This is a genomic window from Blastococcus sp. KM273129 (assembly GCF_021698995.1).
Classification (GTDB): domain Bacteria; phylum Actinomycetota; class Actinomycetes; order Mycobacteriales; family Geodermatophilaceae; genus Blastococcus.
Map to the genome: position 1 here is coordinate 1 of NZ_SSXB01000018.1, position 15,027 is coordinate 15,027.

Sequence of the window (15,027 nt, forward strand, 5' to 3'; positions counted from 1 at the left end):
CTGCCCACGGGGAGTGGGCAGACCGCGACTGCCCGGGTGGGTACCTGCCGGGGTGGTGGGTCTGTGCCCACCCCCCGTGGGCACAGACCCACCACCCCGGCAGGTACCCACCCGGGCAGTCGCGGTCTGCCCACTCCCCGTGGGCAGAGCGCGACCACCCCGGCGTCACCTACCCGTCCGGCCCGTCGGCCGGGCCGGCCGGGCGAACGGTTACCTCGTCGGGTCGGACGGGCCGGGCGCACCCGGCTCGCCGGGGAGCGCCGGCTCCTCCGGCTTCGCGTCGATGCCGGCCTCCTTGCGCTGCGCCTCGGTGATCGGCGTCGGCGCGCCGGTGAGCGGGTCGAAGCCGGCGCCGGTCTTGGGGAACGCGATCACCTCGCGGATCGACTCCACCCCCGACAGCAGCGCCGAGAGCCGGTCCCAGCCCAGCGCCGCACCCGCGTGCGGCGGCGGGCCGTAGGCGAACGCCTCGAGGAAGAAGCCGAACCGCTCCCGGGCCTCCTCGCGGGACATGCCGAGGGTCTCGAACACCCGCTCCTGCAGCTCGGCGTCGTGGATGCGGACCGAGCCGCTCATCACCTCGTTGCCGTTGATCACCATGTCATAGGCGTCGGACAGCGCCGCGCCCTTGTCCTCGGCGAACCGGTCGCGCCACTCGGGGGTGGGCGAGGTGAACGGGTGGTGCATGAAGGTCCAGTCGCCGTCCTCGGTCTCCTCGAACATCGGGAAGTCGACGACGAAGAGGAACGACCAGCTGCCCGGCTCGATCAGCTCCAGCCGCCTGGCGATCTCGTTGCGCGCCGCGCCGAGCAGCTCCTGCGAGGAGCGGCGGGCACCGGCGGCGAAGAACACGCAGTCCCCCGGCTCGGCCCCCACGGCCTCGACCAGCCCGGCCCGTTCCTCCTCGGAGATGTTCTTGGCGACCGGTCCGCCCAGGGTGCCGTCCTCGGCGATCGTCACGTAGGCCAGCCCGCGGGCGCCGCGCGACTTGGCCCAGTCCTGCCAGGCGTCGAACGCCCGCCGCGGCTGCGATCCGCCGCCGGGCATGACGACCGCGCCGACGTAGGGCGCCTGGAACACCCGGAACGGCGTCCCGGCGAAGTAGGAGGTCAGCTCGGTGAGCTCGATGCCGAACCGGAGGTCGGGCTTGTCCGAGCCGAACCGGTCCATCGCCTCGCGGTAGGTCATCCGCGGGATCTCGGGGATCTCGTAGGAGGCCAGCTCCCGCCACAGCGCCCGCACGACGTCCTCGGCGACCGCGAGCACGTCGTCGCGCTCGACGAAGCTCATCTCGAAGTCCAGCTGGGTGAACTCCGGCTGCCGGTCCGCGCGGAAGTCCTCGTCCCGGAAGCAGCGGGCGATCTGGTAGTACCGCTCCAGGCCGCCGATCATCAGCAGCTGCTTGAACAGCTGCGGGGACTGCGGCAGCGCGTACCACTTCCCCTGCTGCAGGCGCACGGGCACGAGGAAGTCCCGCGCACCCTCGGGGGTGGAGCGGGTGAGGTTCGGCGTCTCCACCTCGGTGAACCCGTGCCCGGCCATCACCCCGCGCGCGATCCGGCTGACCTCCGACCGCAGCCGGATCGCCTTCGCCGGACCCTGCCGGCGGAGGTCGAGGTAGCGGTACCTGTAGCGGACGTCGTCGGACGCCGCCTGGTCGGTCTCGATGGGGAACGGCAGCGGCGCCGACGACGAGAGGACCCGCAGCTCGGAGGTGGCGACCTCGACGTCGCCGGTGGGCAGCTCGGGGTTCTCGTTGCCCTCGGGGCGGCGCCGCACCTCACCGGTGACGAGCACGCAGTACTCGTTGCGCAGGTGGTGGGCCTCCTCCTCGCGGACGACGACCTGCACGTACCCGGAGGCGTCGCGCAGGTCGAGGAAGACCACCCCGCCGTGGTCGCGGCGGCGGGCCACCCAGCCGGCGAGGGTGACGGTGGTGCCGGCGTCGGACGCGCGCAGCGTTCCGGCGTCGTGGGTGCGGAGCACGGTGGTGCCTTTCGAGAGAGGAGGGGGCGTTACCAGCGGTCGTGCACGTGGGCGCGGATGCGCTCGTCGTACACCCGCTCGAGGTCGGCGAGCTGGGCGTCCGAGAGCGGCGCCATCGTGGCGGCCGCGACGTTGCCGCGGACCTGGGTGACGTTCCGCGCCCCCGGGATGACGGTGGTGACGCCGGGCTGGTCGATGACCCAGCGCAGCGCGAACGCCGCGGTGGGCACCGCGTCGCCGGCGATCTCGGCGACCTCGCGGGCCGCGGCGACGCCCACGTCGAACGGCACGCCGGCGAAGGTCTCGCCGACGTCGAAGGCCTCGCCGTTGCGGTTGAAGTTCCGGTGGTCGTCGGCCGGGAAGGTCGTCGACTCGTCGTACTTGCCGGTCAGCAGCCCGCTGGCCAGCGGCACGCGGGCCAGCACACCCACCCCGGCGGCGGCCGCGGCGGGCAGCAGCTCCTCCAGCGGCTTGCGCCGGAAGATGTTGAGGATGACCTGGATGGTGGCCACGCCCTCGTGCTGCAGGGCGGTCAGCCCCTCGGCCACGGTCTCCACCGAGACGCCGTAGGCGGCGATCGAGCCGTCCGCGACGAACCCGTCGAGGGTGTCGTAGACCCGCTGGTCGGAGTAGACGGCGGTCGGCGGGCAGTGCAGCTGCACCAGGTCCAGGGTGTCCACGCCGAGGTTGCGGCGCGACCGGTCGACCCAGACACGCAGGTTCTCCGGGGTGTACTGCGCGGCCTCGAAGGGGTCGGCGCGCCGGCCGGCCTTCGTCGCCACGAACGGCCGGTCGGCGCGCGGCGCGAGCGCCTTGCGGATCCGCTCCTCGGAGCGGCCGTCGCCGTAGACGTCGGCGGTGTCCAGCAGGGTCACGCCGGCGTCCAGCGCGGCGTCGAGCACCTCGGCGGCGGTGTCCTCGTCGACGTCGCCCCAGTCACCGCCGAGCTGCCACGTGCCCAGCCCGATCACGCTGACGTCGGCCCCGGTCTTCCCGAGCGGTCGCTGCTCCATCGAAGTGCTCACTCCTCCACACTCGCACGCACCCGGTCGAACAGCTCGCCCACGGGGACGGCCACCTGCTCGCCGGTGCGCATGTCCTTGAGCTGGCCGACCCCGTCGGCCAGGTCCCGCTCCCCCACGACGACGACGTGCGTGGCGCCGGAGCGGTCGGCGGCCTTCATCGCGCCCTTGAGCCCGCGGTCGCCGTACACGGTGTCGGCGGCGACGCCGGCCTGCCGCAGCTGCCCCACCAGGCGGACCGCCACCCGCTTGGCCTCGGCGCCCAGCGGGACCACGAAGGCCTGCACCCCGGCGACCGCGCCGAGGTCCAGCCCCTCGGCCTGGACGGCGAGCAGCGTGCGGTCCACCCCGACGGCGTAGCCGATGCCGGAGACGTCGGGCCCGCCCAGCGCCGCGGACAGCCCGTCGTAGCGCCCCCCGCCGCCGATCGCCGACTGCGCGCCCAGCCCGGAGTGCACGAACTCGAACGTCGTCTTCGTGTAGTAGTCCAGGCCGCGCACCAGCTTCGGCGCCTCGGTCCACGTCACGCCGAGGTCGGTCAGGTGCTGGCGGACGGCGTCGTAGTGCGCCTTGGTCGAGTCCGACAGGTGGTCGACCATCAGCGGGGCGTCGTCGAGCTGGGCCTGCACCTCGGGCCGCTTGTCGTCGAGCACCCGCAGCGGGTTGATGGCGGCCCGGCGGCGGGTCTCCTCGTCCAGGTCGAGCTTCTCGAGGTAGGCGACCAGCAGCTCCCGGTACTGCGGCCGGCAGCTGGCGTCGCCCAGCGAGGTGAGCAGCAGCTCGAAGTCGGTCAGCCCGAGGTCGCGGAACCCCTGCACCCCCAGCGCCACCACCTCGGCGTCCAGCGCCGGGTCGTCGACGCCGAGCGCCTCCATGTCCACCTGGGTGAAGTGGCGGTACCGGCCCGCCTGCGGCCGCTCGTAGCGGAACGCCGTGCCGACGGTCCAGAGCTTCACCGGCAGCGCCCCGCCGTGCAGGCGGTGCTCGATGAAGGCCCGCATCAAGCCGGCGGTGAGCTCGGGGCGCAGGGTCAGCGAGCGCCCGCCGCGGTCGGTGAACGTGTACATCTCCTTCGTCACGACGTCGGTGGACTCACCGACACCGCGGGAGAAGACGGCGGTCTCCTCGAACACCGGGGTCTCGACGTAGCCGTAGCCGGCCCGCCGCAGGGGTGCGGTCAGCGTGTCGCGGACGGCCAGGAATCGGGCGGAGTCCGGCGGGAGGGTGTCGAAGGTGCCCTTCGGGGCGGTCAGGCCGGTCACAGCCCCCGGCCCTTCGGCGCGGCGGCCGCCTCGGCCAGGTAGGGGTTGGTCGCCCGCTCGCGGCCGATCGTCGTCGCCGGACCGTGCCCCGGCAGCACGACCGTCTGGTCGTCCAGCGGCAGGACGACGTCGCGCAGCGACGAGAGCATCGCGTCCCACGAGCCGCCGGGCAGGTCCACCCGGCCCACGGAGCCGGCGAAGAGGACGTCACCGGCGAGCAGGCCGGGCGCCTCGCCGAGGTCGAGCTCGAAGACCACCGAGCCCTGGGTGTGCCCGGGCGCGTGCCGCACGGTGAGGTCGACGCCGGCGAGCGAGAGCACCGCGCCGTCGTCCAGCGGCAGCACGTCGGCGGGGTCGGGCAGCCGGACGCCGGTGATCAGCGGGGCCAGCTGGGGTCCGTGCCACCGGGCCGGGTCCGAGAGCATCCCGGAGTCCCGGGGGTGCAGGTAGGCGGGGATGTCGTAGCCGTCGCACACCGGCAGCACCGAGAAGGTGTGGTCCAGGTGGCCGTGGGTGAGCACGACGGCGACGGGCTTGAGGCCGTCCTCGGCGAGCATCCGGGCGAGGGGCTCGACGGCGTCCATGCCCGGGTCGACGACGACGCACTCCTGGCCCGGTCCGGACGCCACGGCGTAGCAGTTGGTGCCGAACGCGCCGGCGGGGAACGAGCGGATGAGCACCCGTGCAGGTTACGCGGGGGCGCACGGGCTTCCGGCGCTGCCAGGGAACGCCCAGTCCCGCCACCTAGACTCCCTCCCCGACCAGCGCCGCCGCCCGCCGCCGCGGCCGCCGACCGAGCCCCGTCCGCCCGAGGAGTCCGCCCCCGTGCCCACGAACAAGCAGCGCCGGGAAGCCGCGCAGCGTCACCTGCAGCGCCAGCTGGAGCGCCGTGCCGAGCAGGCGAAGAAGCGCCGCCGCAACCTCGGGCTGCTGCTCGCCGCGCTCGCCGTCGTCGTGGTCGCCGGGGTCGCCCTGCTCGTCACGGGCGTGTTCGGCGGGGACGACCCGACCGACGACCTGGCGGCCGAGCCGACGACGCCCGCGGCCACCTCGTCCGCGGCGCGCACCACCAACGCGGACGGCACGGTGACCTGCGAGTACCTGCCCGACGAGTCCGGGAACACCAACCTGACCGACGTGGGCACCCCGCCGAACCCGGAGGCCACCCCCACCCAGGGCACCGCCACCGTCCTCATGAGCACGAACCAGGGCGACGTCACCCTCACGCTGGACCGGGCGCAGGCCCCCTGCGCCGCGGCCAGCTTCGTCTACCTCACCGAGCAGGGCTTCTACGACGGCACGCCCTGCCACCGGCTGGTCGATGCCGAGACCTTCGGCGTGCTGCAGTGCGGCGACCCGACCGGCACCGGCTCCGGCGGGCCCAGCTACAAGTACGCCGAGGAGGTCACGCCGGACACGACCTACCCCCGCGGGACCGTGGCCATGGCCAAGACCGCGGCGCCGAACAGCACCGGCGGCCAGTTCTTCCTGACCTTCGTCGACACCGAGCTGCCCCCGGAGTACACGGTGGTCGGCACGGTCGACGAGGCCGGCCTGGGCGTGCTGGACGCGGTCGCCGCCGGCGGGGTCCAGGGCGCGGAGGGGCCCGGCGACGGCGCCCCGAACATCCCGGTCACCATCGAGGACGCATCCGTCGTCGGTTGACGGCGGACCTCCTGGCTCACCTGCAGGGGTCCTGGCTCACCGTCAGAGGTGAGCCAGGACCCCTCGCGATCAGGTGACCTGATCACGGAGGGGCCACGCGGTCCGGCGACGCGGCGTCGCGCGGCTCAGGCCGTCACGCGCTCGACGTCGAAGACGCCGTCGACGTTGCGCACCGTCTGCAGCACCGCGCCCAGGTGGGCCGGGTCGGCGAGCTCGAAGGTGAACCGGCTGATCGCCACGCGGTCGCGGCTGGTCTGCACCGACGCCGACAGGATGTTCACCCGCTCGTCGGCCAGCGCCTTGGTGACGTCGGAGAGCAGGCGGTGCCGGTCGAGGGCCTCCACCTGGATGGCCACCAGGAAGACCGACCCCGGCGACGAGGCCCACTCGACCTCGACCAGACGTTCAGGCTTGCTGCGCAGGTCGCCCGCGTTGGTGCAATCGGTCCGGTGCACGCTGACGCCCCCGCCGCGGGTCACGAAGCCGAGCACGTCGTCGCCGGGCACCGGGGTGCAGCACTTGGCGAGCTTGGCCCAGACGTCGGTCATGCCGTGGACGATGATCCCCGGGTCGCCCCGCGCCGGGCGCCGCGCCACCGGGCGGCGGGTCGGGATCGCGGTCTCGGCGATGTCCTCCGCCGCGCCCTCGCTGCCACCCAGGGCGGCGATGAGCTTCTCGACCACCGAGGCGGCCGACAGCTGGTTCTCCCCCACCGCGGCGTACAGGGCGGTGACGTCGGCGAACCGCAGGTCCTTGGCCAGCGTCGAGAGGGCCTCGCCCCCGAGCAGCCGCTGCAGCGGCAGGCCCGCCTTGCGCATCGCGCGGGTCAGCGCCTCCTTGCCGGCGTCGACCGCGTCCTCGCGGCGCTCCTTGGTGAACCACTGGCGGATCTTCGTCCGCGCGCGGGAGGAGCCGACGAAGGTCAGCCAGTCCTTCGAGGGGCCGGCGGTGGGCGACTTGGAGGTGAAGATCTCCACGACGTCGCCGTTGTTGAGCTTGCTGTCCAGCGAGACCAGCGAGCCGTTCACCCGCGCGCCGATGGTCCGGTAGCCGACCTCGGTGTGCACCGCGAACGCGAAGTCCACCGGCGTGGCACCCCCGGGGAGGCTCATCACGTCGCCCTTGGGCGTGAAGACGAACACCTCCTGCGGCCCGAGGTCGTAGCGCAGGGTCTCGAGGAACTCGCCGGGCTCCTGGGCCTCGCGCTGCCAGTCCAGCAGCTGGCGGAGCCACAGCATGTCGTCGGCCGAGCCCGCCTTGGGCGGCGCGCCGCTCTCCCCCGCCGCGGGCTTGCCGCCGGCGCGGGCCTTCTCCTTGTACTTCCAGTGCGCCGCGATGCCGTACTCGGCGGTCCGGTGCATGTCGTGGGTGCGGATCTGCAGCTCGACCGGCTTGCCCTGCGGCCCGATGACCGTCGTGTGCAGCGACTGGTACATGTTGAACTTCGGCATCGCCACGAAGTCCTTGAAGCGGCCGGGCACCGGCTGCCAGTGGGCGTGCATGATGCCCAGCGCCGCGTAGCAGTCGCGCACCGAGTCGACCAGGATGCGGATGCCGACGAGGTCCCAGATGTCGGTGAAGTCCCGGCCGCGGACGATCATCTTCTGGTAGATCGAGTAGTAGTGCTTGGGCCGCCCCGTGACGACGGCCTCGATCTTGGCCGCCCGCAGCTGCTCGGTCACCGACGCCGTGACCTCGGCGAGGTAGGTGTCCCGCGACGGCGCCCGCTCGGCCACCAGCCGCACGATCTCGTCGTAGCGCTTGGGGTACAGCGTGGCGAACGCGAGGTCCTCCAGCTCCCACTTGATCGTGTTCATGCCCAGCCGGTGGGCCAGCGGGGCGAGGATCTCCAGCGTCTCGCGCGCCTTCTTCTCCTGCTTTTCCGGCGGGAGGAAACGCAGCGTGCGCATGTTGTGCAGCCGGTCGGCGAGCTTGATGACCAGCACCCGCGGGTCGCGGGACATCGCGACGATCATCTTGCGGATCGTCTCGGCCTGGGCGGCGTCGCCCAGCTTGACCTTGTCGATCTTCGTGACGCCGTCGACGAGGTGGGCGACCTCCGACCCGAAGTCGGTGGTGATGGTCTCCAGGGTGACGCCGGTGTCCTCGACCGTGTCGTGCAGCAGGGCCGCGATCAGCGTCGTCGTGTCCATGCCCAGGCCGGCGAGGATGGTGGCGACGGCGAGCGGGTGGGTGATGTACGGGTCGCCGCTCTTGCGCTTCTGGCTGCTGTGCGCCGTCTCGGCGACGTCGTAGGCCCGCTGCAGCAGCGCCAGGTCGGCCTTCGGGTGGCTCTGCCGGTGCAGGGCGGCCAGCGGCTCCAGGACCGGGCGGACCAGACCGCTGCGCTGGCCGGCGACGATCCGGCGGGCGAGCCGGTCGCGGACGCGCCGGCGCGGGATGCCCGGCTCGGCGTCGGGCTCGGGGCCGACGTCGTCGGGACGGCGGACCGCCGGCCGCTCGGGCAGCGGGCTGCGCACGGGCGGTTCGGTCACGGCATCGGCGACGGCCCCGCCGGCGGCTGCTTCGGCCCGCGCGGCAGCCGCGTCGGCGGCTACGTCGGAGGCCACGGCGACTCCTGCGGCTGGCAGAGGGGGGACCCTCACCATGCTAGCGGGAGCGCGCCAGGCCCCGCCGTGCCCGCGGGCGTGATCTCCCCCCGTCAGGTGGCCCAGAGGGCGTGCACGGTGTGGGGTGCCAGCAGCTGGCGGCCACCGAGCGCGGCGAGCTCGACGACCACCGAGATGCCGGCGACCACGCCGCCGAGCTGCTCCACCAGCGCGACGGCCGCCCCGAGCGTGCCGCCGGTGGCGAGCACGTCGTCGACGAGCAGCACCCGCTGGCCGGGCCGGACGGAGTCCGCGTGCAGCTCCAGCGTCGCGGTGCCGTACTCCAGCGTGTAGTCGGCCGAGACCCGCTCACGCGGCAGCTTGCCCGCCTTGCGCACCGGCACCACGCCGACGCCGGCGTCCAGCGCGACGGCCGCGGCGAGCAGGAACCCGCGCGCCTCCACCCCGGCGACGACGTCGAACGGCCGGTCGCCGGCGCCGCGGGCGGCCAGCGCCGCCGTCCGCGGGTCCGACGCCCCCGGGGTGGCCAGCCCGGCGACCATCCGCCGGAAGGCGGCGCCGTCGGCGAAGACCGGGGTGAGGTCCCGGAAGACGATCCCCGGTTCGGGGTGGTCGGGGACGTCGACGGTGAGCGAGGCGATGAGCTGGTCGAGCGGGAGCCCCGCGGCCGCCGCGCTCACCGGCGGCGCTTGCCCGACGGGCGGCCGGTGCCCGGGCGCTGCGGCCGGGCACCCGGCCGCGGCGCGGCCGAGGCGCCCCGCGGCCCGTCCGGGCGCACCGACGCCGGCGACTCCACCACGACGTTCGCGGGCACGCTCCGGGGCAGGTCGGCCACGGCCACCCCGCCGGAGGGCCGGCGCCGCCGGGCGCTCGCCACCGGCCCGCTCGGCGCGGCGGCACCGCCGGTGCGGGCCGCCGAGGAGCGCCGGGCCAGCACCCGCCGGCGCAGCGCCTGCACCTCGGGCTCCCGCTCCTTGAGGTCGGCGACGATCGGCGTCGCGAGGACGATCGAGGAGTACGTGCCGGCCGCGAGGCCCACGAAGAGCACGAGCGCCAGGTCCTTGAGGGTGCCGACGCCCAGCAGCCCGGCGCCCACGAAGAGCAGGCCGGCGACCGGGAGCAGCGCGATGACCGACGTGTTGATCGACCGCATCAACGTCTGGTTGACGGCGAGGTTGGCCGCCTCGCCCCAGGTCATCCGCGCGCTGGTCCCCAGGTCGCGGGTGTTCTCGTCGACCTTGTCGAACACCACCACGGTGTCGTAGAGGGAGAACCCGAGGATGGTGAGGAAGCCGATCACCGTCGACGGGGTCACCTCGAAGCCGATCAGCGAGTACACGCCGGCGGTGATCACGATGTCGTGCGCGAGCGCGGCCATGGCGCCCACCGCCATCTTCGGCTGGAACCGCACGGCCAGGAAGAGCACGACCGCCACGAGGAACACCGCGAGCGCGACGAGCGCCTGGTCGGTGATGTCCTGTCCCCAGTCGGCGCTGACCGACTCCGGGCTCACCTGCGCGGGCTCGATGCCGACCGCGTCGGCCAGGCTCTCCACCACGGCCCGCTCGGCCTCGTTGTCGAGCTGCTCGGTGCGGATGAGCAGGGTGTCCCCGCCGACGATCTGCGCCGTCGCCACCTGGGCGCCGGCGTCCTCGGCCGCGGCCCGCGCGTCGGCCAGCTGCTCCTGGGACCCGGGCAGCCGGAAGCTGTTCCCGCCCTCGAAGTCGATGCCGAAGTTGAAGCCCCGGAAGACGATCGTGACGACGCAGAGCAGCACCACGATCGCGGTGATCTTGTAGATCAGCCGGCTCCGGCCGACGACGTCGAGCCCCGCCTCCCCGTTGTAGAGCCGGTGCGCCAGGCCCCCGCGACCGGCCCGGGGCGCCGAGGGCGGGGCGGTCTCGTCACCGGCCGGGTCCTGCGGCAGGCCCGCGTCGGCGAGCGCCTCCTCGCCGGTGCCCACCGGCTGATCCGCGGGCGTCGGCTCCGCCGGGTCCGTGGGGCGGGTCATGAGGTGCTCCTGTCCTGGCGGCCGCCCGCGGCGGCCCCGACGAGTTCCCCGGACGGCGCCTGCGCCCCGGGCCGGCGGGTGTGCTCCACCCGGCCCAGCCCGGAGAAGCGGTTCCGGCCGAAGCCCTTGAACCGCGACAGCACGGCCATCAGCGGGTGGGTGAAGAGGAAGACGACGACCAGGTCCAGGACGGTGGACATGCCGAGGGTGAAGGCGAAGCCCTTCACGTCGCCGATCGCCAGGACGTACAGGATCGCCGCGGCCAGGAAGCTGACCGCGTCCGCCGACAGGATCGTGCGCCGTGCGCGCACCCAGGCCCGCGGGACGGCGGAGCGCAGCGACCGGCCCTCCCGGATCTCGTCCTTGAGCCGCTCGAAGTAGACGACGAAGGAGTCGGCGGTGATGCCGATCGAGACGATGAACCCGGCGATGCCGGCGAGGCTCAGGGTGAACCCGATCTCCCGGCCCAGCAGGATCAGGCAGGCGTAGACCACCACCGCCGAGAGCACGAGGCTGGCGATCATCACCAGGCCGAGCAGCCGGTAGTAGAGCAGGGCGTACACGAACACCAGGGCGATGCCGATGGCGCCGGCGATCAGCCCGGCCTGGAGCTGCTCCTCGCCGAGCTCGGTGGAGATCGACTGCGCCGTGGCCTGGGTGAAGGTCAGCGGCAGGGCGCCGTAGCGCAGCTGGTTGGCCAGCTCCGTGGCCGACTCCTGGTCGAACTGACCGGTGATCGTCGTCGGGTTCGTCGTGATCGCGCTGTTGATGGTGGGCGCCGAGATGACCCGCCCGTCCAGCGTGAAGGCGACGGGCGAGCCGACGTTGGCGGTGGTGTAGGCGGCCCACGTGGACAGGCCGTCGGACTGGAAGTCCAGCAGCACGACCCAGCTGCCGTCCGAGGGCTCGGTGCCGGCGTTGGCGTCGTCGATCTCGGTGCCCTCGATGATCGTGGGGCCGAGCAGGTACTTGGCGGTGCCGTCCTCGCTGCAGGCGGCCACGAAGTCCTCGGGCCGCGCGGTGTCGCCGGTGACGTTGTCCGCCTCGCAGGTGAGGGTGGCGAACTCGGCCGCCGCCTCCTCCTGCGTGACCGGGGGTGCGTCGGGGTCGGGCAGGGCCGGCTCGGCCACGGCGCCGTCGGCCCCCTCGGCGGCCGGGTCCTCTGCGGCCGGGTCCTCTGCGGCCGGGTCCTCTGCGGCCGGGTCCTCTGCGGCGGGGTCCTCGGCGGCCGGGTCCTCCTCCGCCGGGACCGCCGGCGCCGGGCCCTGGACCACCGGCCGGAACCGCAGCTGCGCGGTCGCGCCGAGCTGGCGGGCCTGCTCGCCGTCGTCCCCGGGGACGGAGATGACGATGTTGCTGTCGCCCTCGGTGACCACCTCGGCCTCGGCGACGCCGAGGCCGTTGACGCGCTGCTCGATGATCTGGCGGGCCAGCTCCAGGTCCTCCGGGGCCGGCGCCTGGCCGCCGGGGGTCTGGGCGGTCAGGGTGACCGTGGTGCCGCCGCGCAGGTCGAGACCGAGCTGAGGGGTGCGGGTGTCGCCGGTGAAGAACACCAGCCCGTACAGCACGGCGACGATGAGCACGAACGCGGCGAAGTATCGCCCCGCCGGGAGCGTGCGGTTGGCCACGGAGCTCCTCCGGGTCAGACGGTGCCGTCGGCGGGGCGCGCGCTGCCCCCGTCGGACGGCGCGGCACCGGCCGGGCGGCGCACCTCGAGGATCGCCTGCCGGGCGAAGGTGACCACCACGCCGGGGGCGATCTCCAGGTCCAGCGTCGTGTCACCCAGCGCGGCCACGGTGCCGTGCATGCCGCTGGTGGTCATCACCGGGGTGCCGATCTCGAGGGAGGCCTGCAGCGCGGCGTGCTGCTCCTGCATGCGCTTGCGCTGCCGGGCCGGCAGCACGAACAGCACGACGGCCAGCAGGGCCAGCATGATCAGCGGGAAGTACTCCACGACAGGTGTGCCTCTCTTCCGCGACAGGCCTCGCGGTGGTGCGGTCCGGGACGGGACCGCTCGGGTGCATCGGGTGCCGTGCGCGCGGCGACCAGGCGGGACGCGCACGGCCCGGCCTGCGAGTTGCGCGCCAGCGCTCCGGAGTCTAGGCGTCGAAGAGGGTGTCTGACGACGACCCCGGTACCTGTGGGTCTGCTGTGACCCGGCCGAGGGGGACCCCGCCGCGCGGCACCGGCCGCCCCAGGTGCTCCCAGGCGGCCTCGGTCGCGACCCGCCCGCGCGGGGTGCGCGCCAGCAGCCCGGCGCGCACGAGGAACGGCTCGCACACCTCCTCGACGGTGTGCGGCTCCTCGCCCACGGCCACGGCGAGGGTGGCGACGCCGACCGGCCCGCCGCCGAACTTGCCCACGAGCGCCTCGAGGACGGCGCGGTCGAGGCGGTCCAGCCCCAGGTGGTCGACGTCGTAGAGCGCCAGCGCGGCCTCGGCGACCTGGCGCGTGACGCGGCCGTCGGCCTCCACCTCGGCGTAGTCGCGGACCCGGCGCAGCAGCCGGTTGGCGATGCGCGGGGTGCCGCGGGAGCGTCCGGCGATCTCGGCCGACCCCTCGTCGGTGAGCTCCACGCCGAGCAGGGCGGCGCTGCGGGCGAGCACCCGCTGCAGCTCGGCCGGCTCGTAGAACTCCATCTGCCCGACGAAGCCGAACCGGTCGCGGAGCGGGCCGGTCAGCAGCCCGGCACGGGTGGTGGCCCCGACGAGGGTGAACGGGTTGATCTCCAGGGGGATCGCCGTCGCCCCGGGCCCCTTGCCCACCACGACGTCGACGCGGAAGTCCTCCATCGCCATGTAGAGCAGCTCCTCGGCGGGCCGGGCGATGCGGTGGATCTCGTCGATGAACAGGACGTCACCGGGCGCGAGGTTCGAGAGCATCGCCGCGAGGTCGCCGGAGCGCTCGATCGCCGGGCCGCTGGTGATCTTCACCGAGGTGCCGAGCTCGGAGCCGATGATCAGCGCGAGGCTGGTCTTGCCGAGCCCGGGCGGCCCCGACAGGAGCACGTGGTCGGGGGTGCGGCCGCGCCGCTTGGCGCCCTCGAGGACCAGGGCGAGCTGGCGGGCCACCTTGGGCTGGCCGATGAAGTCGTCCAGCGAGTGCGGCCGCAGCGCCGACTCGACGACCCGCTCCTCGTCGCCGGCCTGCGGCGACACCGGCCACTCCGGCGTCACGTCGGCGGCCAGGTCACCGGTCAGGGACCGGTCGAACGGGGCGCTCACGACCTGCCCAGCAGCTGGAGAGCGCGCCGGAGCAGCACCGCGACCTCCACGCTGCCGGTCGCGGCGATCTGCTCGTCGGCCACGGGGGCGAGCTGGCCGACCGCGGTCTCGGCCTCCTTGCCGCTCCAGCCGAGGCCGACCAGCGCGCTGGTGAGCTGGTCGCGCCAGGGCGCCACCGGCGTCACCGACGGCAGCCCCGCGGGCGCGGGCACGTCGAGGGAGGTGTCGGTGGTGGTGGAGCCCAGCCGGTCGCGCAGCTCGAGGATCAGCCGCTCGGCGCCCTTCTTGCCGATGCCGGGCACCTGCATCAGCGCCTTGACGTCGGCCGTCGAGACGGCCCGGCGGACCTCCCGCGGCGGGTGGATGGCCAGCACCGCCTGGGCCAGGCGCGGGCCGACGCCGTTGGCGGTCTGCAGCAGCTCGAACAGCTGGCGCTCGTCGTCGTCGGCGAAGCCGTAGAGGGTGAGCGAGTCCTCGCGCACCACGAGGGTGGTCGCCAGCCGGGCGGACTCCCCCACCTGCAGGCGGGCGATCGTGCCCGGGGTGCACTGCACCGCGAGGCCGATGCCGCCCACCTCGACGACGGCGCCGTCCGGGGAGACCGCGGCGACCCGCCCGCTGACGCTGGCGATCATCGGGCCGCCACCCCCGTCCACCGCGGCAGCGTGGTGCTGCGCACCGGCGCGCCGATCCCGCCGGCGATCGCCGCCGTGCGCAGCCGCTGCTGCGCCGGCCCGCGCCAGGCGTGGCAGACCGCGAGGGCGAGGGCGTCGGCGGCGTCGGCCGGCTTGGGGGCGGCGGCGAGCCCGAGGACCCGGGTGACCATGAGGGTGACCTGCTCCTTGTCCGCGCGGCCGTTGCCGGAGATGGCCGCCTTGACCTCGCTGGGCGTGTGCCAGGCGACCGGCCGGTCGGCCTGGGCCGCGGCCAGCGCGGCCACCCCGGCCGCCTGCGCGGTGCCCGTGGCGGTGCCCTTGTTGTTCTGGGTGAACACCCGCTCGATCGCGACCACGTCGGGGCGGTGCTCGCGCAGCAGCGCGGCGACCGCGGTGTGCAGCTCCAGCAGCCGCAGCTCCAGGTCCAGCTCCGCCAGCGTGCGCACCACGCCGACGCCGACCGCCGTCGGCCGCGCGCCGGGGCGCCCGTCGACCACCCCCCACCCGCACCGGGTGAGGCCCGGGTCGATGCCGAGCACCCGCATGGTCACGCTCCCGTCAGCCGAACTGGTGTTCGACCGAGGCTAACCCCGCTCCCCGACCGGACCCCGCCAACACGCCCGGTGACGTA

General features: G+C 74.2%; 13 protein-coding genes. 1 reads left to right on the forward strand and 12 read right to left on the reverse strand.

Annotated elements, in window-relative coordinates; genetic code table 11:
- Window positions 1-210: 210 nt before the first annotated feature.
- The 4 genes from aspS to E9565_RS07785 are packed head-to-tail and all read right to left on the reverse strand — an operon-like array spanning window position 211 to window position 4,950.
- Window positions 211-1,986, reverse strand: coding sequence for an aspartate--tRNA ligase (aspS, locus tag E9565_RS07770; protein ID WP_236834470.1), 1,776 nt, complete (start codon window positions 1,984-1,986; stop codon window positions 211-213).
- Between the two features lie 29 nt (window positions 1,987-2,015).
- Entirely contained in the window at window positions 2,016-2,999 is a 984-nt protein-coding gene (locus E9565_RS07775; RefSeq protein ID WP_236834472.1) for an aldo/keto reductase, read from the reverse strand.
- 8 nt (window positions 3,000-3,007) lie between these two features.
- Window positions 3,008-4,270: a histidine--tRNA ligase gene (gene hisS / locus E9565_RS07780; RefSeq protein ID WP_236834474.1), complete on the reverse strand. Its 1,263-nt coding sequence runs from the start codon at window positions 4,268-4,270 to the stop codon at window positions 3,008-3,010.
- Window positions 4,267-4,950, reverse strand: a complete 684-nt coding sequence (locus tag E9565_RS07785) for an MBL fold metallo-hydrolase (protein ID WP_236826218.1) — start codon at window positions 4,948-4,950, stop codon at window positions 4,267-4,269. Before E9565_RS07785 ends, hisS begins: the two co-directional genes overlap by 4 nt.
- A 145-nt stretch (window positions 4,951-5,095) precedes the next feature.
- On the opposite strand from E9565_RS07785, the gene E9565_RS07790 reads away from it, so the two are divergent.
- The gene (locus tag E9565_RS07790) at window positions 5,096-5,935 is read left to right on the forward strand and encodes a peptidylprolyl isomerase (protein WP_236826217.1); all 840 of its coding nucleotides are present in this window, start codon (window positions 5,096-5,098) and stop codon (window positions 5,933-5,935) included.
- 125 nt (window positions 5,936-6,060) lie between these two features.
- Here E9565_RS07790 and E9565_RS07795 read toward each other — a convergent pair whose 3' ends face one another.
- The 8 genes from E9565_RS07795 to ruvC form a co-directional block, all read right to left on the reverse strand.
- Window positions 6,061-8,505: a bifunctional (p)ppGpp synthetase/guanosine-3',5'-bis(diphosphate) 3'-pyrophosphohydrolase gene (locus tag E9565_RS07795; protein WP_308113101.1), complete on the reverse strand. Its 2,445-nt coding sequence runs from the start codon at window positions 8,503-8,505 to the stop codon at window positions 6,061-6,063.
- A gap of 92 nt (window positions 8,506-8,597) precedes the next feature.
- Window positions 8,598-9,185 (reverse strand): adenine phosphoribosyltransferase, encoded by a 588-nt coding sequence (locus tag E9565_RS07800; RefSeq protein WP_308196101.1) that lies wholly within the window; start codon window positions 9,183-9,185, stop codon window positions 8,598-8,600.
- Window positions 9,182-10,516, reverse strand: a complete 1,335-nt coding sequence (gene secF, locus E9565_RS07805; RefSeq protein ID WP_236834476.1) for a protein translocase subunit SecF — start codon at window positions 10,514-10,516, stop codon at window positions 9,182-9,184. The genes E9565_RS07800 and secF overlap by 4 nt, the downstream gene beginning before the upstream one ends.
- Window positions 10,513-12,144 carry a protein translocase subunit SecD gene (gene secD / locus E9565_RS07810; RefSeq protein WP_236834478.1) on the reverse strand — a complete coding sequence of 544 codons (1,632 nt, stop codon included), beginning with the start codon at window positions 12,142-12,144 and terminating at the stop codon, window positions 10,513-10,515. The genes secF and secD overlap by 4 nt, the downstream gene beginning before the upstream one ends.
- Before the next feature lie 14 nt (window positions 12,145-12,158).
- Window positions 12,159-12,470: a preprotein translocase subunit YajC gene (gene yajC, locus E9565_RS07815; RefSeq protein ID WP_236826214.1), complete on the reverse strand. Its 312-nt coding sequence runs from the start codon at window positions 12,468-12,470 to the stop codon at window positions 12,159-12,161.
- Between the two features lie 145 nt (window positions 12,471-12,615).
- The gene (ruvB, locus tag E9565_RS07820) at window positions 12,616-13,692 is read right to left on the reverse strand and encodes a Holliday junction branch migration DNA helicase RuvB (RefSeq protein ID WP_236826225.1); all 1,077 of its coding nucleotides are present in this window, start codon (window positions 13,690-13,692) and stop codon (window positions 12,616-12,618) included.
- Window positions 13,693-13,736: 44 nt separating this feature from the next.
- Complete coding sequence (gene ruvA / locus E9565_RS07825; RefSeq protein WP_236826213.1) at window positions 13,737-14,375, reverse strand: Holliday junction branch migration protein RuvA; 639 nt, start codon at window positions 14,373-14,375, stop codon at window positions 13,737-13,739.
- Window positions 14,372-14,941 (reverse strand): crossover junction endodeoxyribonuclease RuvC, encoded by a 570-nt coding sequence (gene ruvC, locus E9565_RS07830; protein WP_236826224.1) that lies wholly within the window; start codon window positions 14,939-14,941, stop codon window positions 14,372-14,374. Before ruvC ends, ruvA begins: the two co-directional genes overlap by 4 nt.
- Between the last annotated feature and the right edge of the window lie 86 nt (window positions 14,942-15,027).

Coding starts and splice junctions, on each gene's coding strand:
- E9565_RS07775 (WP_236834472.1), bottom strand. CDS start 2,999: ATGGAGCAGCGACCGCTCGGGAAGACCGGGGCCGACGTCAGCGTGATC.
- secF (WP_236834476.1), bottom strand. CDS start 10,516: ATGACCCGCCCCACGGACCCGGCGGAGCCGACGCCCGCGGATCAGCCG.
- ruvA (WP_236826213.1), bottom strand. CDS start 14,375: ATGATCGCCAGCGTCAGCGGGCGGGTCGCCGCGGTCTCCCCGGACGGC.
- ruvC (WP_236826224.1), bottom strand. CDS start 14,941: ATGCGGGTGCTCGGCATCGACCCGGGCCTCACCCGGTGCGGGTGGGGG.